The organism is Cyanobium usitatum str. Tous, from assembly GCF_003011885.1.
In the GTDB taxonomy this organism is placed as follows: domain Bacteria; phylum Cyanobacteriota; class Cyanobacteriia; order PCC-6307; family Cyanobiaceae; genus Cyanobium_A; species Cyanobium_A usitatum.
In genome coordinates, this window is sequence record NZ_PXXO01000010.1 from 45,615 (window position 1) to 67,575 (window position 21,961).

General features: G+C 63.6%; 22 protein-coding genes and 1 tRNA gene. 12 read left to right on the top strand and 11 right to left on the bottom strand.

From position 1 onward, the window contains the following. The first annotated feature begins 21 nt into the window (after positions 1 to 21). The 3 genes from C7K55_RS09485 to C7K55_RS09495 all read left to right on the top strand — a co-directional run bounded on the left by C7K55_RS09485 (position 22) and on the right by C7K55_RS09495 (position 3,281). Positions 22 to 852 carry a thiazole synthase gene (locus C7K55_RS09485; protein ID WP_106632485.1) on the top strand — a complete coding sequence of 277 codons (831 nt, stop codon included), beginning with the start codon at positions 22 to 24 and terminating at the stop codon, positions 850 to 852. Positions 853 to 933: 81 nt separating this feature from the next. After that, positions 934 to 2,127: an NAD-dependent epimerase/dehydratase family protein gene (locus C7K55_RS09490; RefSeq protein ID WP_106632486.1), complete on the top strand. Its 1,194-nt coding sequence runs from the start codon at positions 934 to 936 to the stop codon at positions 2,125 to 2,127. Positions 2,128 to 2,144: 17 nt separating this feature from the next. Beyond that, positions 2,145 to 3,281: a glycosyltransferase family 4 protein gene (locus C7K55_RS09495; protein WP_106632487.1), complete on the top strand. Its 1,137-nt coding sequence runs from the start codon at positions 2,145 to 2,147 to the stop codon at positions 3,279 to 3,281. 1 nt (position 3,282) lies between these two features. On the opposite strand, the gene mrdA is transcribed toward C7K55_RS09495, so the two are convergent. The 5 genes from mrdA to cbiD all read right to left on the bottom strand — a co-directional run bounded on the left by mrdA (position 3,283) and on the right by cbiD (position 8,996). Beyond that, on the bottom strand, positions 3,283 to 5,040 hold the full coding sequence (gene mrdA, locus C7K55_RS09500) for a penicillin-binding protein 2 (RefSeq protein ID WP_106632488.1): 1,758 nt from the start codon (positions 5,038 to 5,040) through the stop codon (positions 3,283 to 3,285). Between the two features lie 2 nt (positions 5,041 to 5,042). Then, positions 5,043 to 5,426 carry a hypothetical protein gene (locus C7K55_RS09505; protein ID WP_106632489.1) on the bottom strand — a complete coding sequence of 128 codons (384 nt, stop codon included), beginning with the start codon at positions 5,424 to 5,426 and terminating at the stop codon, positions 5,043 to 5,045. Positions 5,427 to 5,478: 52 nt separating this feature from the next. After that, complete coding sequence (locus C7K55_RS09510) at positions 5,479 to 6,060, bottom strand: hypothetical protein (RefSeq protein ID WP_106632490.1); 582 nt, start codon at positions 6,058 to 6,060, stop codon at positions 5,479 to 5,481. Positions 6,061 to 6,169: 109 nt separating this feature from the next. Then, positions 6,170 to 7,804 (bottom strand): glutamine-hydrolyzing GMP synthase, encoded by a 1,635-nt coding sequence (guaA, locus tag C7K55_RS09515; protein WP_241518288.1) that lies wholly within the window; start codon positions 7,802 to 7,804, stop codon positions 6,170 to 6,172. A 34-nt stretch (positions 7,805 to 7,838) separates the two neighbouring features. Further along, positions 7,839 to 8,996, bottom strand: coding sequence for a cobalt-precorrin-5B (C(1))-methyltransferase CbiD (gene cbiD / locus C7K55_RS09520; RefSeq protein ID WP_106632537.1), 1,158 nt, complete (start codon positions 8,994 to 8,996; stop codon positions 7,839 to 7,841). An 89-nt stretch (positions 8,997 to 9,085) separates the two neighbouring features. On the opposite strand from cbiD, the gene C7K55_RS09525 reads away from it, so the two are divergent. Then, positions 9,086 to 10,240, top strand: coding sequence for a pyridoxal-phosphate-dependent aminotransferase family protein (locus C7K55_RS09525; RefSeq protein WP_106632492.1), 1,155 nt, complete (start codon positions 9,086 to 9,088; stop codon positions 10,238 to 10,240). A 70-nt stretch (positions 10,241 to 10,310) separates the two neighbouring features. Beyond that, positions 10,311 to 10,382: transfer RNA gene (locus C7K55_RS09530), tRNA-Gly, on the top strand. A 782-nt stretch (positions 10,383 to 11,164) separates the two neighbouring features. On the opposite strand, the gene C7K55_RS09545 is transcribed toward C7K55_RS09530, so the two are convergent. Beyond that, positions 11,165 to 11,470, bottom strand: a complete 306-nt coding sequence (locus tag C7K55_RS09545; protein WP_241518295.1) for a hypothetical protein — start codon at positions 11,468 to 11,470, stop codon at positions 11,165 to 11,167. A gap of 138 nt (positions 11,471 to 11,608) precedes the next feature. Between C7K55_RS09545 and C7K55_RS09550 the strand changes: the two genes are divergently transcribed. Together C7K55_RS09550 and C7K55_RS09555 are read left to right on the top strand one after the other, a co-directional pair. Next, entirely contained in the window at positions 11,609 to 12,046 is a 438-nt protein-coding gene (locus tag C7K55_RS09550; RefSeq protein WP_241518289.1) for a DUF6554 family protein, read from the top strand. 58 nt (positions 12,047 to 12,104) lie between these two features. Further along, complete coding sequence (locus C7K55_RS09555; RefSeq protein WP_106632496.1) at positions 12,105 to 12,485, top strand: hypothetical protein; 381 nt, start codon at positions 12,105 to 12,107, stop codon at positions 12,483 to 12,485. Positions 12,486 to 12,491: 6 nt separating this feature from the next. Here C7K55_RS09555 and C7K55_RS09560 read toward each other — a convergent pair whose 3' ends face one another. Next, positions 12,492 to 14,081, bottom strand: coding sequence for a DEAD/DEAH box helicase (locus tag C7K55_RS09560; protein WP_106632497.1), 1,590 nt, complete (start codon positions 14,079 to 14,081; stop codon positions 12,492 to 12,494). Between the two features lie 74 nt (positions 14,082 to 14,155). Between C7K55_RS09560 and C7K55_RS09565 the strand changes: the two genes are divergently transcribed. Next, complete coding sequence (locus tag C7K55_RS09565; RefSeq protein WP_106632498.1) at positions 14,156 to 14,578, top strand: HNH endonuclease; 423 nt, start codon at positions 14,156 to 14,158, stop codon at positions 14,576 to 14,578. On the opposite strand, the gene C7K55_RS13885 is transcribed toward C7K55_RS09565, so the two are convergent. Beyond that, a complete protein-coding gene (locus tag C7K55_RS13885; protein WP_153062456.1) occupies positions 14,524 to 14,856 on the bottom strand; it encodes a hypothetical protein in 333 nt (110 codons plus the stop codon). The two genes, C7K55_RS09565 and C7K55_RS13885, sit on opposite strands and share 55 nt — an antisense overlap. A 33-nt stretch (positions 14,857 to 14,889) precedes the next feature. Between C7K55_RS13885 and C7K55_RS09575 the strand changes: the two genes are divergently transcribed. Continuing rightward, positions 14,890 to 15,816: an SDR family oxidoreductase gene (locus C7K55_RS09575; RefSeq protein WP_106632500.1), complete on the top strand. Its 927-nt coding sequence runs from the start codon at positions 14,890 to 14,892 to the stop codon at positions 15,814 to 15,816. A 108-nt stretch (positions 15,817 to 15,924) separates the two neighbouring features. Next, a complete protein-coding gene (gene pdxA / locus C7K55_RS09585; RefSeq protein WP_106632502.1) occupies positions 15,925 to 16,950 on the top strand; it encodes a 4-hydroxythreonine-4-phosphate dehydrogenase PdxA in 1,026 nt (341 codons plus the stop codon). Between the two features lie 4 nt (positions 16,951 to 16,954). Here the strand turns inward: pdxA and accB are convergent, their stop codons facing one another. Both accB and efp read right to left on the bottom strand, forming a co-directional pair. Further along, positions 16,955 to 17,434 (bottom strand): acetyl-CoA carboxylase biotin carboxyl carrier protein, encoded by a 480-nt coding sequence (gene accB, locus C7K55_RS09590; RefSeq protein ID WP_106632503.1) that lies wholly within the window; start codon positions 17,432 to 17,434, stop codon positions 16,955 to 16,957. 5 nt (positions 17,435 to 17,439) lie between these two features. Continuing rightward, the gene (gene efp, locus C7K55_RS09595) at positions 17,440 to 18,000 is read right to left on the bottom strand and encodes an elongation factor P (protein ID WP_106632504.1); all 561 of its coding nucleotides are present in this window, start codon (positions 17,998 to 18,000) and stop codon (positions 17,440 to 17,442) included. 114 nt (positions 18,001 to 18,114) lie between these two features. Between efp and C7K55_RS09600 the strand changes: the two genes are divergently transcribed. Beyond that, positions 18,115 to 19,218: a peptidylprolyl isomerase gene (locus tag C7K55_RS09600; protein ID WP_106632505.1), complete on the top strand. Its 1,104-nt coding sequence runs from the start codon at positions 18,115 to 18,117 to the stop codon at positions 19,216 to 19,218. Between the two features lie 65 nt (positions 19,219 to 19,283). Here the strand turns inward: C7K55_RS09600 and gap are convergent, their stop codons facing one another. Then, complete coding sequence (gene gap / locus C7K55_RS09605) at positions 19,284 to 20,306, bottom strand: type I glyceraldehyde-3-phosphate dehydrogenase (protein ID WP_106632506.1); 1,023 nt, start codon at positions 20,304 to 20,306, stop codon at positions 19,284 to 19,286. A gap of 191 nt (positions 20,307 to 20,497) precedes the next feature. Here gap and murC point away from each other — a divergent pair, with 191 nt between their 5' ends. Then, on the top strand, positions 20,498 to 21,958 hold the full coding sequence (murC, locus tag C7K55_RS09610; RefSeq protein WP_106632538.1) for a UDP-N-acetylmuramate--L-alanine ligase: 1,461 nt from the start codon (positions 20,498 to 20,500) through the stop codon (positions 21,956 to 21,958). Positions 21,959 to 21,961: the final 3 nt, after the last annotated feature.

The following is a 21,961-nucleotide window of genomic DNA, read 5'->3' on the forward strand; positions in this document are numbered from 1 at the left end:
GCCGAGATCTGGCCCTGCTCCGTGGTCACCACCGCTTCCACCAGCGAACCGCACACCCACCGGGATCCACTTGTGATCGGGGGGCGCAGCTTCCGCAGCCGCCTGATGACAGGCACCGGCAAATATCCGAGCCTGGCGGCCATGCAGGCCAGCCTGAAGGCCAGCGACTGCGAAATCGTGACCGTTGCCGTGCGTCGGGTGCAGAGCCAGGCTGCCGGCCATTTAGGCCTGCTGGAGGCCATCGACTGGCAGCGCATATGGATGCTGCCCAACACGGCCGGCTGCGCCACCGCCGAAGAAGCGATCCGGGTGGCCCGCCTGGGACGGGAGCTGGCAAAGCTGGCAGGCCAGGAGGACAACTGCTTCGTGAAGCTGGAGGTGATTCCAGACACCCGACATTTGCTACCCGATCCATTCGGCACCCTGGCAGCCGCTGAGCAACTGGTGAAGGAGGGCTTCACGGTGCTGCCATACATAAATGCCGATCCACTCCTGGCCAAGCGACTCGAAGAGGCTGGCTGCGCCACCGTGATGCCCCTGGGCTCGCCGATCGGCTCGGGCCAGGGCATCCGCAACGCCGCCAACATCGCCCTGATCATCGAAAACGCCAAGGTGCCCGTGGTGGTCGACGCCGGTATCGGCGTGCCCAGCGAGGCCGCCCAGGCCATGGAAATGGGCGCAGACGCCCTGCTGATCAACAGCGCCATTGCCCTGGCAGGCGACCCCCCGGCGATGGCGCGGGCCATGGCCATGGCCTGCGAGGCCGGCCGCAGCGCCTTCCACGCAGGTCGGCTACCCATACGCACAAACGCCAATCCCAGTTCGCCCGAGGTTGGCCGGGTAGGGAGCTGAAGCCGAACGCCTGTAGTAGCTTGCAAAGCGGAGCATCCGCTCGTCCTGCAGGGGTCTGAGGTTTTCGGAATGGGCGTTGCAATGAAGGTCTTCGTTCTCGGTGGCGACGGCTTCTGCGGTTGGCCCTGCGCGGTGAACCTGGCCGATGCTGGCCACGAGGTGGTTGTCATTGACAACCTCAGCCGGCGCAAGATCGATGTCGACCTGGAGGTTGAGTCGCTGACGCCGATCGCCACCATGGGCGACCGCCTTAAGGCCTGGGAACAGGTGGGCGGCAAGCCGATGCGGTTTGTCCATCTGGACATCGCTGGGGAATACGAACGGCTTCTGGAGCTACTACGCCACGAGCGGCCCGATTCGGTGGTGCATTTCGCCGAGCAGCGCGCAGCTCCCTACTCGATGAAAAGCAGCGCCACCAAGCGCTACACCGTCGACAACAACGTCAACGGCACCCACAACCTGCTAGCCGCGATCGTGGAGAGCGGCCTCGACATCCACATCGTGCATTTAGGCACGATGGGGGTGTACGGCTACGGCTCCCACCGCGGGGCCACCATCCCCGAGGGCTACCTCAAGGTGGAAGTGCCCCAGCCCGACGGCAGCCGCTTCGAGGAGGAGATCCTGCATCCGGCCAGCCCGGGCAGCGTTTATCACATGACCAAGACGCTGGACCAGCTGCTCTTCCTCTACTACAACAAAAACGACCAGATCCGTATCACCGACCTGCACCAGGGGATCGTCTGGGGCACCAACACCGAGGCCACCGAGCGCGACCCACGCCTCACCAACCGCTTCGACTACGACGGCGACTACGGCACCGTGCTCAATCGCTTTTTGATGCAGGCAGCGATCGGCTATCCGCTCACTGTGCACGGCACTGGCGGCCAGACCCGCGCCTTCATCCACATCCGCGATTCGGTGAAGTGCGTGCAGCTGGCCCTGGAAAATCCGCCGGCCAGGGGCGAGCGGGTGAAGATCTTCAACCAGATGACCGAAAGCCACCAGGTTGGTGAACTAGCCCGCAAAGTGGCGGCTCTCACGGACGCCCAGATCAATTACCTGCCCAATCCGCGCAATGAAGCCGTCGAAAACGATCTAATCGTCGACAACCGCTGCTTCATCGAGCTGGGCCTCAACCCCACCACCCTCGATGACGGCCTGCTGGCTGAAGTGGTGGATGTGGCGCGCCGGTGGGCTGATCGCTGCGACCGCAGTCGCATTCCCTGCCAATCCGCCTGGACCCAAACCCAGGCTCAGGCCATCCAGACGACCTGAGGCGCAACTCCAAACCCTTGAAGATCGCCTTTTTCACCGAAACCTTTCTGCCCAAGGTGGACGGCATCGTCACCAGGCTCACCAAGACGGTGCAGCATCTGGTCGCGGCTGGCGATGAGGTCCTGATCTTCTGTCCGGAAGGCGCCCCCGAGACCTACATGGGAGCCCAAGTGGTGGGGGTGCCCGCAATGCCCCTACCCCTCTACCCCGAGCTCAAGCTGGCCCTGCCTCGGCCGGCGGTGGCAGAAGCCCTGGATCGCTTCAAGCCAGATCTTGTCCACGTTGTCAATCCCGCCGTCCTGGGGCTCGGCGGCATCTGGCTGGCCAAAACCAAGGCCTATCCCCTGGTAGCCAGCTACCACACCCATCTGCCCAAATACCTGGAGCACTACGGCATGGGCATGCTCGAGCCACTGCTGTGGGAACTGCTCAAAGCTGCCCACAACCAGGCCCGGCTCAACCTCTGCACCTCCACCGCCATGGTGCAAGAGCTAAGTGAGAAAGGAATCCAGCACACCGATTTGTGGCAGCGCGGCGTAGACACTGAGCTTTTTCAGCCGGCGCTGCGCTCCGATGCCATGCGACAGCGGCTGCTAAACGGCCAGAGCGACACCGGCAAGCTGCTGCTCTACATCGGCCGCCTATCTGCGGAAAAACAGATCGAACGGATCCGGCCCGTGCTTGCAACAATGCCCGATGCCCGGCTGGCCCTAGTTGGAGATGGTCCCTACCGCCTGCAACTCGAGAAGATCTTTGCGGGCACACCTACCCACTTCGTGGGCTACCTAGCCGGGCAAGAGCTGGCGGCGGCCTACGCCAGCGGCGACGCTTTTCTATTCCCCTCCAGCACCGAAACCCTGGGCCTGGTGCTGCTGGAGGCCATGGCAGCCGGCTGCCCGGTGGTGGGCGCCAACCGCGGTGGCATCCCGGATATCGTCAGCGATGGGGTCAATGGCTGCCTTTACGAACCAGACCAGGAAGGCAGCCTGGCTGCTGCGGTGGAGCGCCTCCTTGGCGATGCCAGTCAACGGGCCGAGCTGCGCACCAACGCCCGCGAGGAAGCCGAGCGCTGGGGTTGGTCTGGAGCTACCGAACAACTGCGCGGCTACTACCAGCGCCTGTTGGCCAAGCCCGACCTGCAACTAGTGGCCTGAATCAGGACTGGGGCGCCTGCCCCGGCAGGCTGCCCCGGAACCAAGTGTTCATCAAAGCCTTCACCATCGGAGCTGCCACCGTGCCGCCATAGCCGCCGGAGTTTTCCCCGAAGGCGATGATCACCAAGGTGGGCTTATCCGCTGGGGCATAGCCGCCAAACCAGGCGTGATCAGGCCGGGGTGGATCTTCGCCAGTGCCGGTTTTGCCAGCCACCGGAGGCAGGTTGGGATCATTGAGAAGCTTGGCGGTGCCGATGGTCACCACCTGGCGCAGCCCATCCCGCAACACCTGCAGGGTTGCCGGCTTAAGGCCGATCCAGGTGCGTTTCGTGGGGCGCTCCACCAGGTGGGGCGTCACCAGCCAACCACCGTTGGCCACCGCGGCATAAAGCCGCGCCATCTGGATTGGGGTCACCTGTAGGGCCCCCTGGCCAATGGCCGAGGTGATGGTGTCCACGGGTGTCCAGCCCTCACCCAGCACCTCCTGTTTCCAGGCCTGATCACCCAGCAAGCCCGGGGTCTCCTCCTCCACCAGCTCAATGCCCGTGACCTGGCCATAGCCCATGCGCCGGGCGGCTTTGAACAGCTCATCGGGGCCCACCTTCAGCCCCACCTGGTAATAGAAAGTGTTGCTGCTCACGGCCAGGGCGAAAGGAAAACCGATGGCCCCATGGGCGCCATGGTCGCCATAGCAAAGGCCCGCATAACAGAACGAATTCATCGTCATCACCTTCGAGTCGGCCGTGTAGCGGCCCGACTCCAGGCCCGCCACAGAGGTAACAATCTTGAAGGTGCTGGCCGGTGGAAAGCCCTGGAAGGCGCGATTCAGCAGGGGAGCATCGGGGGAATTGAGGCTGCTCCACTGGCTGGAACTCGGCGCCGGCGAAAAAACATTGGGGTCAAAGGTGGGCCGGCTGGCCAGGGCCCGAATTGCTCCGGTTTGGGGGTCGAGCGCCACGATCGCCCCCTTGCGCACCCCGTCGAGGGCGCGCTCTGCAGCCTGCTGCAGCGCCAGGTCCAGGGTGAGCCGCAGGTCCTGACCAGCCTTAGCAGACTTCTCCCCGATGATGCGCTGCACCTGGCCGGCGGCGTTCACCTCCACCTGCTGGCCGCCCCACTCGCCGCGCAGGTGCCCCTCAAACTGCTTCTCGACCCCACTGCGGCCCACCCGATCCTGGATCCGGTAGCCCTTGGGCTGGAGCTGGGTGTATTCCTCTTCCATGATCCCGCTGGTGTAACCGAGCACGTGGGCTGCCAGCCGGCCGTGGGGATAGCTGCGCAGGATGTCCACATCCACCTCGGCGCCCTGGAGCCCGGCAGCCTGCTCCCGGAAGCGCAGCACCTGCTCAGACTTGAGGCCACTGGCCAGAGCTATCCGAAATCCCTCCGCATTGGCACCACTGCGTCGACGCGCCTCCAGCTGGGCCGCAGGCAACCCAACCACCGTCGCCAAGCGATCTCGCAGGGCCGGCCACTGGGCGTCACCCACCTCCCGCGGCTGGATGTAGAGGTTGTAGGTGAGCCGGCTGGTGGCCAGCACCTGGCCATGACGATCCAAAAGGCGACCCCGGATCGGGTTGCGGGGCAGCAGCCGAATTCGGTTTTCATCGGCCCTGGCGCGGTTCTCAGCGCCGTGCAGCAACTGCAACCAGGCCAAGCGTGCCACCATGGCACCGCTGAACAGCAACACCACAGCCAGCAGCAGGGCCGACTGACGGCCCATGCCGGTGTGACGGGAGGCAGCTGGACCAAAGGCCATGGTCAGGCGTTGGGCTCGAGTCGCTGCTCCAGCTGCTCCAGTCGAGCAGCAATGCGGGCCAGACCCTGCTGCAGCTCCAAGGCGTCCTGGGGATCGGCTTGGTGTGCTCCCTCAGCCCCTACCTCGGTGGCCACATCGTGGACCTCCACCTTCATCACCGGGTTGCCCAGGCCGGGGCTGACCCGATCCAGGCCCTGGCGCAGCTGACTAGCGGCAGGCTCGCCCTCCTCCCGCAGACTGCCGAGGGGATCGGCCTCCTGGCCGTCAAAAGCTGCCATCACCTCGCGAGCCGCGCCCTTACGGGCCCGCTCCACCACCGCCAAACCCACGGGCAGGACGTCCTGCATCAAGGTGAGCCGGAGAGCATCAAAGGGGTCGGTGGCCATGGCGGCGTTCCTGGCTCAGGAACCACAGTCTGACCTGCCTGCAGCCCGGTGCTCAGGGAGCCAGCCGCTGGATCCCTGGATCAAAAATCACCTGGCGGCAGTTCTGCTGGCTACCCCACCACCAACCCGCCGCCACGGCGATCACCAGCAGCGAGGCCAGCGGCACCAGGGCCTGGCGGGTGACGTCAAGGGCCAGCCATTCGCCCCAGGCCCGCAGGGTGCGCTCCCGGTCAAAGCGTCGCCGGGCCTTCTCTTCCTCCTGCTGGCGCCGGCGCAGGGAGCGGGTCACCCAGCGCTCAAATGATTTCTTCTTGGTGACCGCCATCTTGCGCTCAACCTCGAGCAGATGGCCAGCCGAGAGCTCAGGGTTGAAGGTGCTGATCAGCTCCAGGCTCTTGAGGAACATCTCCACGGCGCCATCTTTGGCGGCCCGCTCGCCCTCTTCAAGCAGCTCCCAGTCCACCTCGGGATAAAAGCGGAGCCGGTTGCTGGCGATCTGGTCTTCCATCAACTGGCCTGGCTCCCGCAGCCAGCGGTCCGTATTGGCATCAAAACGGCGCCAATACAGAAAGGGATTGAGATATATGGTTTTGCCGGCTAGGACGATGCTGTCCTGCTGCAGCCGTCGCTGCATGTCGGGATCGGGGGGTGTCGAGCTGGGGGGCGCGGAGGCGGCAGTCACGACGTATGGGCTGGGAGCCGATGGTATCGAAGGTCGGCGTCCCGGGCTACTCCCGCAACACCTACTCCCACTCGATGGTGCCAGGCGGTTTGCTGGTGATGTCGAGCACCACCCGGTTCACGCCCTTGACCTCATTGACGATGCGGTTGGAGATTTTCTCGAGTAGGTCGTAGGGAAGGCGAGACCAATCGGCCGTCATGCCGTCTTCCGAGGAGACGCAGCGCAGCACGATCGGGAAGGCATAGGTGCGTTTATCGCCCATCACCCCCACGCTGCGCACCGGCAGCAGCACGGCAAAAGCCTGCCAGATCTCGTTGTATAGGCCTGCCTCCTTCACCTCCTCGCGCACAACCAGGTCGGCGTCACGAAGGATGTTGAGCTTCTCGCTGGTGACCTCACCGAGGATGCGAATCGCCAGACCAGGACCGGGGAAGGGGTGCCGGCCAACGATTTCCTGGGGCAGACCCAGGCTGCGGCCCACCTTGCGCACCTCGTCTTTAAACAAACGACGCAGGGGTTCCACCAGCTTGAACTGCAGATCCTTGGGCAGGCCACCAACGTTGTGGTGACTTTTGATCTTCACTGCCACCCGCTCACCGGTTTTGGGATCAATACCTGTGCCGGCGCTCTCGATCACATCGGGATAGAGGGTGCCCTGGGCCAGGTAGTCGAAGGGGCCGAGGCGCTTGCTTTCCTCTTCAAACACCCGGATAAATTCCGTGCCGATCAGCTTGCGCTTCTCCTCCGGGTCGGTGATGCCATCGAGCTTGCTGATGAAGCGCTCGCGGGCATTGATGTATTCCACGTTGATGTGGAAGCGCTTGTCGAAAAACTCCACCAGAAACTCAGGCTCGCCTTTGCGCATGAAGCCTTGATCGATGAACATGCAGGTGAGCTGGTCGCCAATCGCCTTGTGCAGCAAAAAGGCGAGGGTGGAGGAATCAACGCCTCCCGAGAGAGCCAGCAAAACCCGCTTATCGCCGACTTGGGCGCGCACATCAGCCACCGCTTCGTCAATGAAAGCTGCTGTGGTCCAATCGGCCTCACAACCACAAATGTGGTACACAAAATTGCGCAGCATTGCCATGCCGCCGGTGGAGTGGACCACCTCAGGATGAAACTGCACGCCGTATAAGCGCCGCTGGTGATCAGCGACGGCGGCCTCTGGGGTGTTGTCAGTGTGAGCCAGCCGCAAGAAGCCCTCGGGTAGCCGTTCCACCGAGTCGCCGTGGCTCATCCACATCGTCGAGCCGTCTTCGACGTTGGTGAGCAAATCGATCGGGTCGTCAACGTGCAGCGGAGCCTTGCCGTATTCCGCCCGACCGGCGGCCACCACCGAGCCCCCCAGCTGCTGCACCATCAGCTGCATGCCGTAGCAAACGCCCAGCACCGGAATTCCCAGCTCCCAGATAGCCGGGTCACACACGGGAGCCCCCGGCTCATACACCGAACTGGGCCCGCCGCTGAGAATGATGCCCCGGGGGGCAATCGCCCGCAGCTCCTCGGCCGTGGTGGTGTAGCCCATTACCAGGGAGAAGACTTCGGTTTCCCTAACCCGCCTGGCGATCAGCTCCGAATACTGGGAGCCGAAATCAAGAATCACAATCGCCGGATAGCGCGTCGATTGGGAAGTGGCGTCAAGCTGGGGCACTGGGACGGTAGGGGAAGCGGCGGTAGGGGAAGCGGTGGAAGACATCGACAACGCTGGGCCCTAGAGCATTCGAACCAGCCTAGGCGTCGCTCCGGGCAGGGCTGCGTAAAGCCGTGAGCAATTCCAAGCCAACCGGTCCCTGGCCGCAGATCTGGCGAGAGCGATCAAACAGCACGGCCCCCACCGCCATCGACTCCTGGCCATAGCGGGCCAGATAGCGCAGGCTGCGCTGCTCCACCGCCGCCGCAATGGCCTGACGCAGGCGCTCGGCTCGCGGCCCGTCCCGCTGGGCCAGTTCTCCCAGGGCCGCCTCCACGGTGGGGGCATCGTGAAGAGCTTGCAAGGATTCACCCCCCAGCCCGGCCAAGGCCGCCAGGGCCGTGAGCACCTCGGCGCGGCCATCGGCTAGGTGGTGGTGGGTGTGGAAGATGCCGCCCGCCAGCTTGATCAATTTGCCCTGATAACCCAGCAGCAGCAGGCGGCGCACCCCGGCCTCGGCCGCCGCCACGAGCAGCGGTCCGAGCCAGTTGCCCGCCTTGAGCAACAGATCAGGTGGCAAACCCAGCCTGGGCGCCAGATCGAGCCCGTTCTCACCGATCACCAGCACCAGATCACCGCAGAAAGCAGGCGCTGCGGCGCGTTCGCGCAGAGCCGCAAGGGCCTGGACCAGCTGGTCGGGGCCCGCGCTGCGCTGCACCTCAGCCTGGGTGCCGATCAAGGCCAGGCCATCCACCACCCCAAAAGCCGCATTGCTGGTGCGCTCAGCCAGACGCCTGCCCTCTGGAATCACCACCTGCAACTCCAAACGCCTTCCCGGCGGCACCAGGGGCCGCAGGTTGCACTCGAGCAGCTTTTCGGCATAGGCAGACACGCACGCCTCACCACTGGCCTGCAGCACCCCCACCCCCTCGCCGGCCCGCAACTCAAGCCACTTGCCTGGCCCCTCCAGCCAGCGCAATTGCACCCATAGCTGCAAGCCACGGGTGAGGTCGAGCACCTCCGGCCCCGGATCACAGCTGGCCATGGCCAGCACCCAGCCATCGGCCAAGGGCGCGGCCGCTAGCACCGGCACCCGGGCGGGCAGCTCGCCGGCTGCCGCAGCGTCGGGATGGAGCCAAAGGGGCTGGTGACGCTGCCAGGGCTGGCCAAGCAGGATCACCAGGGCCGCCCGGGCTGCGGCCGTAAGCCACACCGGCACGGTGTATCCGGCAGTGGCATCCGCCGAGGCAGCGTCGATTTGGTTCAGCTCAAGCAACGGGGGAAAGAGCACTGTTTTTTATGGTGGTTGATTGTGCGGTCCGCCGCCGCCCGCCGTATCCCCTAACCATGCAGGACAAACTCAGCCTGATGATCCCCGGCCCCACCCCGGTGCCGGAACGCGTCCTGCTTGCCATGGGTCGCCATCCGATCGGCCACCGCAGCGCTGACTTTCAGAAAATCGTTAAGCGCACCACCCAACAGCTGCAGTGGCTGCATCAGACAAAGGGCGACGTGCTGGTGATCACGGGCAGCGGCACCGCTGCCATGGAGGCGGGAATTATCAACGTGCTGAGCAAGGGCAACACGGTGCTCTGCGGCGACAACGGCAAGTTTGGCGAGCGCTGGGTGAAGCTGGCTAGGGCTTATGGCCTGAATGTGCAGGTGATCCAGGCCGAATGGGGCCAGCCCCTGGACCCCGAGGCCTTCCGCGCCGCCCTGGAAGCCGACACTGCCAAAGCGATCAAGGCCGTGATCATCACCCACTCGGAAACCTCCACTGGGGTGATCAACGATCTGCAGACCATCGCCTCGCACGTCAAGGACCACGGCACCGCCCTCTGCATCGCCGACTGCGTCACCAGCCTGGGTGCCTGCAATGTGCCCATGGAGGACTGGGGCATCGACGTGATCGGCTCCGGCTCCCAGAAGGGCTACATGATGCCGCCGGGATTGGCTTTCGTGGCCATGAGCGACCGGGCCTGGGAAGCCTGCAAGCACTCCGATCTGCCGAAGTTTTATCTGGATCTGGCCAAATACCGCAAATCGGCCCATGCCGACAGCAACCCCTTCACCCCGGCCATCAACCTCTACTTCGCCCTCGAAGCAGCCCTGGAAATGATGCAGGCAGAGGGTCTTGAAAAGATCTTCGCCCGCCATGCCCGTCACCGGGCCGCGGCCCAAGCAGGTATGAAGGCGATTGGTCTGCCCCTCTATGCCGCGGAGGGCTGTGGCAGCCCGGCCATCACCGCCGTGGCGCCAGAAGGCATCGACGCCGAAGCGATGCGCAAAGCCGTGAAAGAAAAGTTCGACATCCTGCTGGCTGGCGGCCAGGATCACCTCAAGGGCAAGGTGTTCCGCATCGGCCACCTGGGCTTTGTTTGTGATCGCGATGTGCTCACAGCCGTAGCTGCAATCGAAGCAACCCTGCAGGATCTGGGCTTACACAAAGGCAGCGCCGGTGCTGGCGTAGCCGCCTGTGCAGCAGCCCTGGCCCAGGGCTGAGCAAGCGTCCGGGGAGAGCAGGCTTTGCGCCGTTCTCCCCAAGACTCTGCTAATTTAATTTATACACCTTGCGGGTGTAATTCAGTGGTAGAATGTCAGCTTCCCAAGCTGAACGTCGCCGGTTCGAGTCCGGTCACCCGCTTTATTCTCAGGTCATCAGATTGGGCAAGAGACGAATTTGCCTAGCAGGCGAATTAGCGAATTAGGCCAGCGGAATTAGCCTGATTCAGCCCCGGGGCTTGATCAGCTGCAAAACCTGAGGGCCGGTGGCCGCCATCCGGCGCTCGCCATCCAAAGCCGCAATGATGAAGCGTGCGGCTTGGGGCAAATCTCCTTGCTCAGCGGCAAGGCGCGCCCGAGCCTCATCGGCCCGTATCGAAACAATGAATTGTTCGCGCGCGTCAGCCGAGGGTGCGGCCAACGAAGAAGTACGCGCAGGACTAGTAAAAATGGCAGTCATCTCAACGGTATCTGAACGGGAATGGCCCATGCAAAATCGGCTTTAGCCATCCTGGAAAGGGTTGATATATCCCTTGCAAGATCAAAGCATCCATTTTGATCATACGCCAGGCTGAACATAGCCAGTGAAAACATCACCTAGCTCCCCCAGGCCCCCCGCGCTTCATGTTCCTGGCTCTTCCCGATTGCCACCCAACGCGGCAATTTGATCACGCAAAGACTGGGATCTCTGTTCGTCACCCCGGGTGAGGGCCACTGCCAGTGCAAACTCCAGCTTCTCCAACTGATGCTCCCCCTCTCCTGAGGTAGGTGGGTAGCCGCTGCGGCCGGAAGGAGCCTGGTTGGTAACTGACGGGGCTAAGCCCGAGGCTTGCGAGCAGCGATTGGTGGAACCGTTTTGGGAGGGAGTGGGGTATGCCATAACTACTTTCTTCCCATTCTGACACCGCTGACCAGCCCCCGGGATCAGGCCGCTGCCGCCATTTCATCGTTTTGGTCGGTGAGCTCGTTTTGGTCGGTGAACCCATCTTGATGGGTGAGCTCGTTGTTGTCGGTGAGCTCGAGCAAGGCGCGACAGTCGACCAGCAGTCGTTCAACGTTGTCGAGACTGGTGATCTCCTGGGGATCATGCTCTCCCTGGCGATCAAGTTGCAGCTCCGTGGCTTCCAAACGCTGCTCCAGTCTCACCAGCCGCTGGGAGAGGGCGTGCACGGTTTGGGCCAAATCTTCAGCATTACGGCTGATGCGGAAGGAAACCGACTCGTAAGCCATGGCAATCAGGGCATGGGAGCCGATCACAACACACAAACCAGCACCAGCCAAGGCCAGAGCTCTTCCCTGCCCCAGACTCGACTTAGGCCAAAGTGATCGATACGTTGGGCCCCGGTCTCCCCGTTGACGCCCCAGGCCATGGCACTAAAAATGACTTTGAGGCAGATTCCCGGGCTACGCCGAGCCCTGCTGGTCCTGGTTGGCAGCGCTGCTGGATTCGGCCTCGCCCTACCCGGCCAGGCCCAGACAGCTGAGGCCAATACCGCCGCCGCCAACGCCGGCTCAGGGGGCAAGGGGGCTCAGATCTATTGCTATATGCGCAGCAGCGGCAACAGCCACCAGGTGAGCTGGGATGCCGCCTATGCGGTGATCAAACGCCAAAACGACAAACTGTTCAAGACCTCCCCGGAACACGCCGCGGTGATGATCACAGAAGCTGTGGTGCAGAACCCCAGCGTGTTTCCCGACTGCGGCCGCTACCTAGGTGACCTGTTCGCAAAACCCGAAGCCAAGCCAGAAGCCAGCACCAGCCCAGCGCCTAGTGGCACCTCCCGCAGTGAGCGGCTGGGTCAATAAGGCTCGCCAATATTTATGCCGAGCCGGATGCCGAAACGGATGCCGAGCGGGGGGCAGCTTGGCCGCCCTGGCAGGGCTGCTGCTGCTTGCCGGTGGCTGCGCTGAAGAGCCCTTACCCCAGCGCCAGGTACGCAGCGACGACTGCCTGCAAACCGTGCAGCTCGACCAGCTAACGGAACAGATCGGCCGCTGCGACGCCGTAGTGGCGGCATTTCCAACCAACCCAGGCCCTCTCAACGATCGCTACCTGCTGCACAGCCTGGCGGGCAACGAGGCAGCAGCCTGCGCTGATATCAACCGGGCTGCAGCCCTTGCCCGCTCTAAACCACCAGCCAGCCTGGATCCCCAACTGCGCACCGATCTGAACCTGCGTCAACAGCTCTGCAGGGAAGGCGGTGGCAAAGGCATGGGCGCAAACCAAGACCGCCCCCAACCCTGAGCAGCCTCACCAGCGACCCATCAGGTCTCTCATCATGGCCGGCAAATTGCGGCGCTCCAGCAGCTGGGAGCGCCGCTGCAACAACACGGCGATGCGCTCAGCCTTACTGGCCAGTAAGCCGTCCACCAACTGGTCGGCAACGCCCAGCTGCAGCCAATGGCTGGTCAGGCAGGCCCCCATACCGATGCGGTGACAGCGATCTTCTGCCTGTTCCGCATCCCCTGGGGTCCAGGGGCGCTCGACTAGCACCACATGCCGCGCCCGGTGCAGGGTGAAGCCCAAGCCCCCGGTGCCATAGGTAGCGATCAGCAGGGAATGCTCGCCGCGCTGAAACGCATCAACCTGAGCCTGGCGCTGGGCCGGCGGCAGGGCGCCGGTGAGAACACAACTGTCTTCAAAACTGCGGTGCAACATCTCAGCCGTAGCCACGAAGGCCGTAAACACAACCACCGCCTCTCCCTTGGCCAGCAACGGAGCCACCAAGGCCCGGGTGGCTGGGAGTTTGTAATCGGAGCCGATCTGGCGCAGGGCCGTGAGCACGGCCAGCACCTCGGCATCGCGGCGCACCTCACCGAGGGCAGCCCGACGGCGATAGTCGTCGACCTTGAGCTGCAGGCGGTGCTGAAAGCCGCGGGCCGAAGGCTCATCCAGCTCAACTGGCCACAGCTGGCGCAGCTTGGGGGGCAGGTCGAGGCAATCCTGCTTACGGCGATGCAGCACCAGGGGCCGCACCAGCCGCTGCAGGTCTTCCAGATGGCTGGCCCCATTCGCCTGCCAGAGGCGCCGTCCGCCCTGCTCGCGCCAATGGCCCTGGCAGAAGAGTTCCTCAAAGGCCCGTTGGTCGCGGGCGAGGGGGTGGCCGATCGCCGCCAGCAGGGGAAATAACTGGGCTGGGCGGCCATTTTTCATCGGCGTGCCGGTCAGTAGCCAGATGGCTCGCAGCCGGGGGTGGCGGGCCAGGCGCAGCAGCCCCTGGCTGCGGCGGGTATGGCCGTTTTGGGCGAAGTGGGCCTCATCGGCGATCAGCACGGTGCCGGCGGGCGGCAAGGCGTCGGGCAACCGGGCCCAGCTGTGCAGCTCCAGATGCAGGCCAAGGCTGGCCGCCTCACCCTGCCAATGGTCGTGCAGACCAACCGGGGCAATCACCAAGATGCGGCAATCGGCTTGGCGCACCATGGCCCGAGCCGCCATCAGGGCTGTGAGCGTCTTACCCAACCCCATGGCATCCGCGAGCACGGCACCGCGGCGGGCCAGTAGCCAGCGCACCGCGGCCCGCTGATGGGCAAACAGGAGGCGGCCATCCAGCAGGGGCTGCTCCAAATCTGCCGACGCCACCAACTGCCGATGGGGCGGCAGGGGGGGCAGGGGCTGCTCCAACCAGGCGAGCCACTGGGCCAGCTCGGGCTGAACAGGAAACCGGCCTGCCAGGGCTTGCTGCAAGGCGGCGGCAGCTTCTAGGGGAAATGACCAGCAACGCTGCCGACCAGACCAACTCCCCCGGGGGCGGATCGCCCGCAACTGGGCTTGGGTGACCGCGTCGTAGGGGCTAACTACCTCAATCAAACCCGTCGCCCCCAGCCGCAGCAGACAGCGCATCCGCGGAAGTGCAATCGTCGACACATTGACACCCCAGGTGATGGGGGCAAACTTTGCTCAACCGAGTCGCGCTGATGCAGGCCAGGGATGGGGTGTTCCTTGAGGATCTCTGTCCCAAATTGCGCGTCAGACGCTGGCGCCAATCCCTTCATCTCATCACCGACCAACACTGCATTTATTGCGGTGAGCGCTCGGAATCAATCGACCACGTGCACCCCCAGAGCCGGGGCGGGCTAAGTGTCACCGAGAACTGCGTGCCCGCCTGTCTGGCCTGTAATGGCGACAAGGGAGATGCGGATGCCTTTGCCTGGTACCGGCGACAGCCCTTTTACGACCCCCGCCGCTCCATGGCGATTCGTGCCTGGACTGATGGAGACCTGCGTTTAGCAATGCGGCTGCTGCAGTGGGTACATCCCGGCCAATTGGAAGAACTGGTGGAACCTCACCAGACCCGGCAGGCCTCGGCGCCGTTGTGGCGCTGGCAGATGGCCTCCTGAACCTGGGGTCCCTCGGGGGCAACCACCAAAGCCAGCAGCAGCAGCACCCCCGCCAACACCGCCGGCACGGTGATCTCATGACCACTGGAGCGGGACCGCTGCCTTGAGGAGACCGGCGTCTTAGAGATTGGTGCCGGGAACTCAAGAGCAGCCCGCAAGCCTGGCGCAATGGAGCTTGCAGCACGAGAACCAGCAACAGGAAAGGCTGAGACCGGAAAAGCTGAAACCGGCAAGGCTGAGACAGTGAAAACTGGGACCGTGAAAACTGAGACCGTCATGGCGATCACTTCAGGGATAATACAGGTGTACTCATGATCCAGGCACTTGTCAAGCCCTCCCGCCAACTGCTGGTGATCGGCGGCGGCTTCACGGGCCTGCGGCTTGCCCAGGCCGCCCAGCGCAGCGGCATGGCGGTTCGCCTCACCAGCCGCCAACCACGCTCCAGCGGCGAGGGCCTGAAATGGCTCCCCTTCAACAGCTCTCCAGACGGCGCCTCCCTACCAGCCCCTAGCGCCCTGGCTGGCATCACGGATGTGGTGGTGTGCGTGCCCCCAGATCCAAGCCAGGGTGATCCGGCGCTGCGCTTACTAGGACCAAGCCTGCGAGAGCTGCCCCTGCAATGGCTGGGCTATCTCTCCACCACCGGCGTCTATGGCGACACCGCTGGGGCCTGGGTTGACGAAACCGCCCCAACCCCAGCCCGAGCCGGCCGCAGCCAGGCCCGGGTTGCGGCGGAGCAGGCGTGGCTAGCCACAGAACTACCCGTGCAGATTTTCCGGCTGCCAGCCATCTACGGACCCAACCGCTCGCCATTTGCGGCCCTGCAAGCGGGGCAAAGCCGTCTCATCCACAAGCCTGGCCAGATGTTTTGCCGAGTACACGTCGACGACATCGTCGGTTGCCTGCTGCACTGCCTGGCCCGGCCGCAGCAGGAGCGCCCGACCGTGGTCAATGTGACCGACAACTGCCCCTGCCCCTCCAGCGAGACCCTGGGCTATGCGGCCCACCTACTGGGGCACAAACTGCCACCAATGGAGCACTACGCCGAGGTCGCCGGCAGCATGAGCCCCATGGCCCGCAGCTTCTGGAGCGAAAACCGGCGGGTCAGCAACCAGCTGCTGACCCAACAGCTGGGCTACAAGCTGCGCTATCCCAACTACCGGGAGGGCTACCGGGCCTGCTTAGCGGAGGAGCTAGGTGGCGGGCAGTCCCGCAGATCCCCGGGATCAACCACGTAGGGCAGGCCCAAATCAGCCAGCAAGCGCCCCCAACGCAACTCGATCCAGCCCTTGCTGAGCCCCGTGCCCAGACCCAGCAACAGACCCCCCAGCAACAACCAGCGCAGCATGGGCTCCACCACAAGCGGCCAAGCCCCATCCAACCCCACCCCAGCCCGGCTTGCCATTGCCCTAGGGGATCCTGCCGGCATAGGCGCTGAGGTAACTCTCAAGGCCCTGGCCAGGGCGGAATGGCGCTCACAGCAGCCCCTGCTGGTGGGTTGCCGCCGCTGGCTGGAAACCAGCTACCAACTGCTCAAGCCCAGCAGCAGCGAACCGCTGCGGGATCCGGCAGAGCTGGAGATTCTCGATCTGCCCTTAGTGGAGAGCTGCCAGCCAGGACGCAGCACCCCGGCCTGCGGAGCAGCCAGCTTCAACTGGCTCACCGCCGCCGTCGAGCTGGTGCAAAGCGGCCGCTGCCGGGCCCTGGTGACAGCGCCAATCGCCAAGGCCAGCTGGCACGCTGCCGGCCACCCCTACCCAGGCCAAACCGAGCGGCTGGCGGAACTCAGCGGCAGCCCCGAAGCCTCGATGCTGTTTACCGCGCTAGCACCCGCGGGCCACTGGCGCCTCAACACCCTGCTGGCCACCACCCACATTCCCCTGGCCGCCGTACCCCAACATCTCAATGGAGCCTTGGTGCAACGCAAGCTGGATAAGCTCCTGGCCTTCTGCCAGCGCTCCAACCCAGCCCCCCACCTAGTGGTGGCAGGACTCAATCCCCATGCCGGCGAGGCGGGGCGCCTGGGGCAGGAGGAGAGCACCTGGTTGGAAGCAACCCTGGAGGCCTGGCGCCGGCAGCATCCAGAGGTGCAGCTCGAAGGCCCATTGCCGCCGGACACTTGCTGGCTAAGCGCGGCCGCCGCCTGGCCGGGCCCCAGACCAGGCCCCGATGGCTACCTGGCGCTGTATCACGACCAGGGACTAATCCCGGTGAAATTGCTGGCCTTTGATGCCGCAGTCAACACCACCTTGGGGTTGCCGTTTATGCGCACCTCACCAGATCACGGCACAGGCTTCGCGATCGCTGGCCAAGGCCTAGCCAGGGCCGACAGCATGGCGGCTGCCCTGATTACGGCAAGGGATCTGGGCTAGCCGCTCAGGCCGGCCGCACCCGCATCAACACCTGACCGAATTCCACGGGGGTGCCGTTTTCCACCAGGATTTCAACCACCTCACCGCCCACCTCAGACTCCAGCTCATTCATCAGCTTCATCGCCTCAAGAATGCAGACGGTCTGGCCGACTTTGATGCGGCCACCCACTTCCACAAAGGGGGCTTCGCCGGGAGCTGCAGCTCGATAGAAGGTGGCAACCATCGGGGCTGTGACCTCAAGCAGGTCGCCGCGGCTGGCAGCAGCCGGTGGCGGTGGAGCCGAGGGGGCAACGGGCAGGGGGGCCGCTGCCTGCAGCACCTGGGCCGGAGCGGTACTGGCCTGGAAAACAGTTGTAGGAGCTGCACTGGGAAGGTTGCGACGCACCTCCAAGCGGAAGTCGTCTCCTTCGAGCTTCAACTCCTGGATGTCGCTCTCGCCAAGCAGGGCGAGAAGGTGCTGAAGCTGGTCGTGGTTGAGCTGCATGGCGATCAGTTCTCCCTGCCCAAATAGCTGTCGGTACGAGTATCTATCTTGATTTTCTCGCCGATCGACAGGAACAGGGGCACCATCACCTGGGCTCCCGTTTCAACGATTGCAGGCTTGGTGCCGCCAGTGGCCGTATCGCCCTTGACGCCCGGATCGGTCTGGGTGATCGCCAGCACCACCGAGTTGGGTAGTTCCACCTCCAAGGGTTTGCCGTTCCAGGCCACCACGTTCACCTCCATGCCCTCCTTGAGGTACTTGCGGCTGTCACCAATCTGTTTGGCCGTCAGCCGGGTTTCCTCGTAGCTGCCCATATCCATAAACACGTAGTCGTCACCCTCCATGTAGGTGTGCTGGAGGGTGCTCTTTTCGAGAATGGCTTGGGGCAGCATCTCGCCTGCCCGAAAGGTCTTCTCCACGACGTTGCCGCTCTGAACCGCCTTGAGCTTGGTGCGCACGAACGCCGATCCCTTGCCGGGCTTGACGTGCAAAAACTCAACGACCCTCCACACCTGGCCATCCAGCTCGATTGAGGTACCGGTTCGAAAGTCGTTGCTGGAGATCATTCCGGCGGTTCAGATCTGGGGGATTGTAAGGCTGGCTACCGGAACGGGCCTCTGCGGGGCCATTCCGGAGGCCCTGAAGTTGTGCCAAAGTCCGCTCAACGACAGGGTGTTGCCATGGCACGGGGCCAATCCAGCTGGGCGAATCGCTCAACGTGGGCGCGCTGGTTTGCTGGCTTGGCCAGCTTGATGCTGGTTGTACTGCTCGCTGCCCCCACCGCCTGGGCTGCCCTGCCCCAGGGCAACGCCGTAACCGACCCTGCAGCGCTGCTGCGCAATGCCTTGCCAATCAAGGCCCCCGACCTGCAGGAGCTTCAGCATCGCCTCGAGGCCACCAGCGACGACCTGCGCGCTAAGCGCTGGCCAGCCCTAGCCAGCTCCGTGCGGCGTTGCATTTCCTTACTGGGCAGCCGCAAGGCAGCCATGCTCGAAGGCTTCGATGCCCCAGCGAAAACCGAGGCCGCAACTCTGCTGGACCAGGTGGGAGAGCAACTGCAAGTGCTCGCCGCCGCCGCCGAAGGCCAGGAGCGCGACCCATTCCTGGCAGCCCGCCGTGAGGCCCTCAACAGCATCGGCAAAGCCGAAGACCTGCTGGTGGGGCCGTTCCCCTATCAAATTCCGGCTGAATTTGCCGATTTGCCCAGGCTGCTGGGCCGGGCAACCGTGCAGCTCACCACCACTAAAGGCGACCTAACTGCGGTTGTAGACGGTTACAACGCGCCCCTCACCGCCGGCGCCTTTGTTGATCTGGTGCAACGCGGCTTTTACGACGGACTGCCCTTCATTCGAGCCGAAGATTTTTACGTGCTGCAAACCGGCGATCCGGAAGGCCCAAATGATGGATACATCGACCCGAAAACCAAAACGGAGCGCAAGGTGCCGCTAGAGATCAAGGTGCCAGGCCAGAGCGAGCCCTTCTACAACCAAACCTTCGAAGACCTCGGCATGTTCAAGGCCGCACCAGAACTACCCTTCTCCACCAAGGGCACCCTGGGCTGGGCCCACTCCGATGAAGTGCTAGACGACGGCTCCTCCCAGTTCTTCCTCTTCCTGTTCGAACCTGAACTGACCCCTGCCGGCCTAAACCTGATCGACGGCCGCTATGCCGCTTTCGGTTATGTGGTGGATGGCTTTGATGTTCTCGAAGAACTCACGGCTGACGACGGCATCGTCAAAGCACGAGTGCTATCAGGATCCGAAAATCTCCAACCCCACAGCTGAATTTCTAAAGTAAGCATTAAAAAGCCGCCCTCAAGGGCGGCTTAAAAGTTGGTGATTTGCTCAGCTCATTTCCATTGCTTGGCAACAATTTCAGCCAAATCAACAACGCGCTGGCTGTAGCCCCACTCGTTGTCGTACCAAGCAATAACCTTCAGCATGTTGCCACCCATCACCAAGGTGAGCTCCGAATCAATGATCGTCGATTCGTCGGTGCCGGCATGATCGCTGGAAACCAAAGGTAGATCGCAATACTTGATGATGCCCTTCATGGCATTCTCCGATGAGGCCTTGAGCAAGGCATTCACCTCTTCCTTGGTGGTGTCGCGACTGATATCAAGCACCATGTCAACCACCGAGACATTCGGTGTGGGCACTCGCATAGCGATGCCGCTGAGCTTGCCCTTCATCGGCGGATAGACCAACGCCACAGCCTGGGCAGCGCCGGTGCTGGTGGGAACAATGTTTACCGCAGCGGCCCTCGCACGGCGCAGGTCGCGGTGGGCCGCATCCAAGATGCGCTGGTCACCGGTGTAGCTGTGGGTGGTCGTCATCGTGCCCTTGACGATGCCGAATGCTTGATCCAGCACCTTCACCACAGGAGCCATGCAATTGGTGGTGCAGCTGGCGTTGCTGAGAATGTCCCAATCTTCGTGGCGGTACTGATCGGCGTTAACGCCCACCACAAAAGTGCCAACCTTCGCGCCCTTGCCAGGCGCCGTGAGAATTACCTTTTTGGCACCAGCTTCAAAGTGCTTGCTGGCACCCACATCATCGTTGAACACTCCGGTGGATTCGATCACCAGATCGACGCCCCATTCCTTCCAGGGAAGGTTGGCGGGATTGCGGTCGTAGAAGGTTTTGATTGTCTTGCCGTTGAGGACGATCGTGTCCTCGGTGGTGGTGACGTCCACGCCCCGCAGGGGGCCGAGCATGGAGTCGTACTTGAGCAGGTGGGCCATGGTGTTGGTGTCACCGGAGCCATTGATGCCCACTAGTTCGATGCCAGTGTTGGCCCCACGGCTCAGCCAGCAGCGGGTGAAGTTGCGACCAATCCGGCCAAATCCATTGATCGCAACGCGCAAAGTCATGGCCGATTGCGGCAAAAGCCGCTAACGAAAGTGGTTTTGGCTGCCGATCATACAGAAATTGATCCGGTCTCCCCTCTTGCAGGAAGGGCGCACGCCGAGGACCATGCGCAAACGCGCAGCAACTCGTAAAGGTTTTCGGGCTGTTGTCAGTTTAATTTTGTGCTCATCTGAACCCTGATTTGGAGTTGCGTTTGGCGCCCCTGCTCGATCGTCACCAGCCACTCCACTTCATTGGCGTTGGCGGCATCGGCATGTCTGCCCTGGCAGGGATCCTGGCGGAACGGGGCTACGCGGTAAGTGGCTCCGACCCCCGGGACAACGCCGTGCTCGACCGCTTGCGGCGGCTGGGGGTGCGGGTGTTTTTGGAGCAGAACGCCGCCACGGTTGCTGCTATCCGCAGCGGCACCTCGGTCTCACCTCAAGTAGTGATCAGCTCCGCGGTGCCAGAGACCAACCCGGAGCTAGTGGAGGCCCGTCGCATGGGTCTGGCGATCTGCCACCGCTCCGACGTGCTGGCCGCCTTGATCAATAGCCAGGACTCCATCGCCGTAGCCGGGAGCCATGGCAAAACCACTACCAGCACCCTGATCGCCACCCTGCTGGCTGCTACCCAACACGACCCCACCGCAGTGATTGGCGGCATCGTGCCCGCCTTTGGCAGCAACGGTCGCCATGGCGAAGGCAGGCTGCTGGTGGCGGAGGCGGATGAATCGGACGGCTCCTTGGTGAAATTCCGCTCATCCCTCGGCGTGCTCACCAACGTCGAACTCGACCACACGGACCACTACCCCGACCTCGAAGCCCTGATCACCACCCTGCAAAGGTTCGCTGGCAACACATCAAGGCTCCTGGCAAACCACGACGACCCGGTGCTGCGCGAGCGGTTCAAAGCCAGTCATTGGTGGTCGATCGAAAGCGCCGCAGGCGTCTCCTTTGCAGCGATTGCCCAAGAGCAAAGGGGGGACGGCACCATTGCCGACTTCTATGAAGACGGTGAGCTGGTGGGCCGCTTTGAACTGCCCTTGCCCGGTCGTCACAACCTCAGTAACGCGGTTGCGGCCATGGCCGCCTGCCGGCTGGAGGGGGTTTCATTTGCCGAGCTGGGCGAGGCGGTAGCCGCCCTCCAGGCCCCAGGACGGCGCTTTGATTTCCGCGGTTTATGGCAGGGCCGGCTGGTGGTCGACGACTACGCCCACCACCCCAGCGAGGTGGCCGCAACCCTGGCCATGGCCAAGCTGATGGTGGACAGCGGCCGCAGCGCCCTGCCCGTGGCGCCAAGGCGTTTGGTAGCAGTGTTTCAGCCCCATCGCTACAGCCGCACAGCCCAATTTCTGGACGGCTTTGCAGCGGCCCTATCGGAAGCCGATTCCGTGCTGATCGCGCCCCTCTACGCCGCTGGTGAAGCGCCGATTCCAGGCATCTCCAGCGCCGCCATGGCCGAGGCGGTGCGGCAGCTGGCACCCAACCTGCCGGTGGCGGTAGCCAGCACTCTCGACGAGCTCGCCGCCCAGGTGGCAGCCAAGAGTCAAGAGGGTGATCTGGTGATCGCCATGGGTGCTGGAGACGTCAACAGCCTCTGGGAACGCCTCGAGCAGCGCCAGCAAGCAGTTGACAGCGCCATCACTGCCTCTGAACTCCCCCTGGCGGCCTGAGCC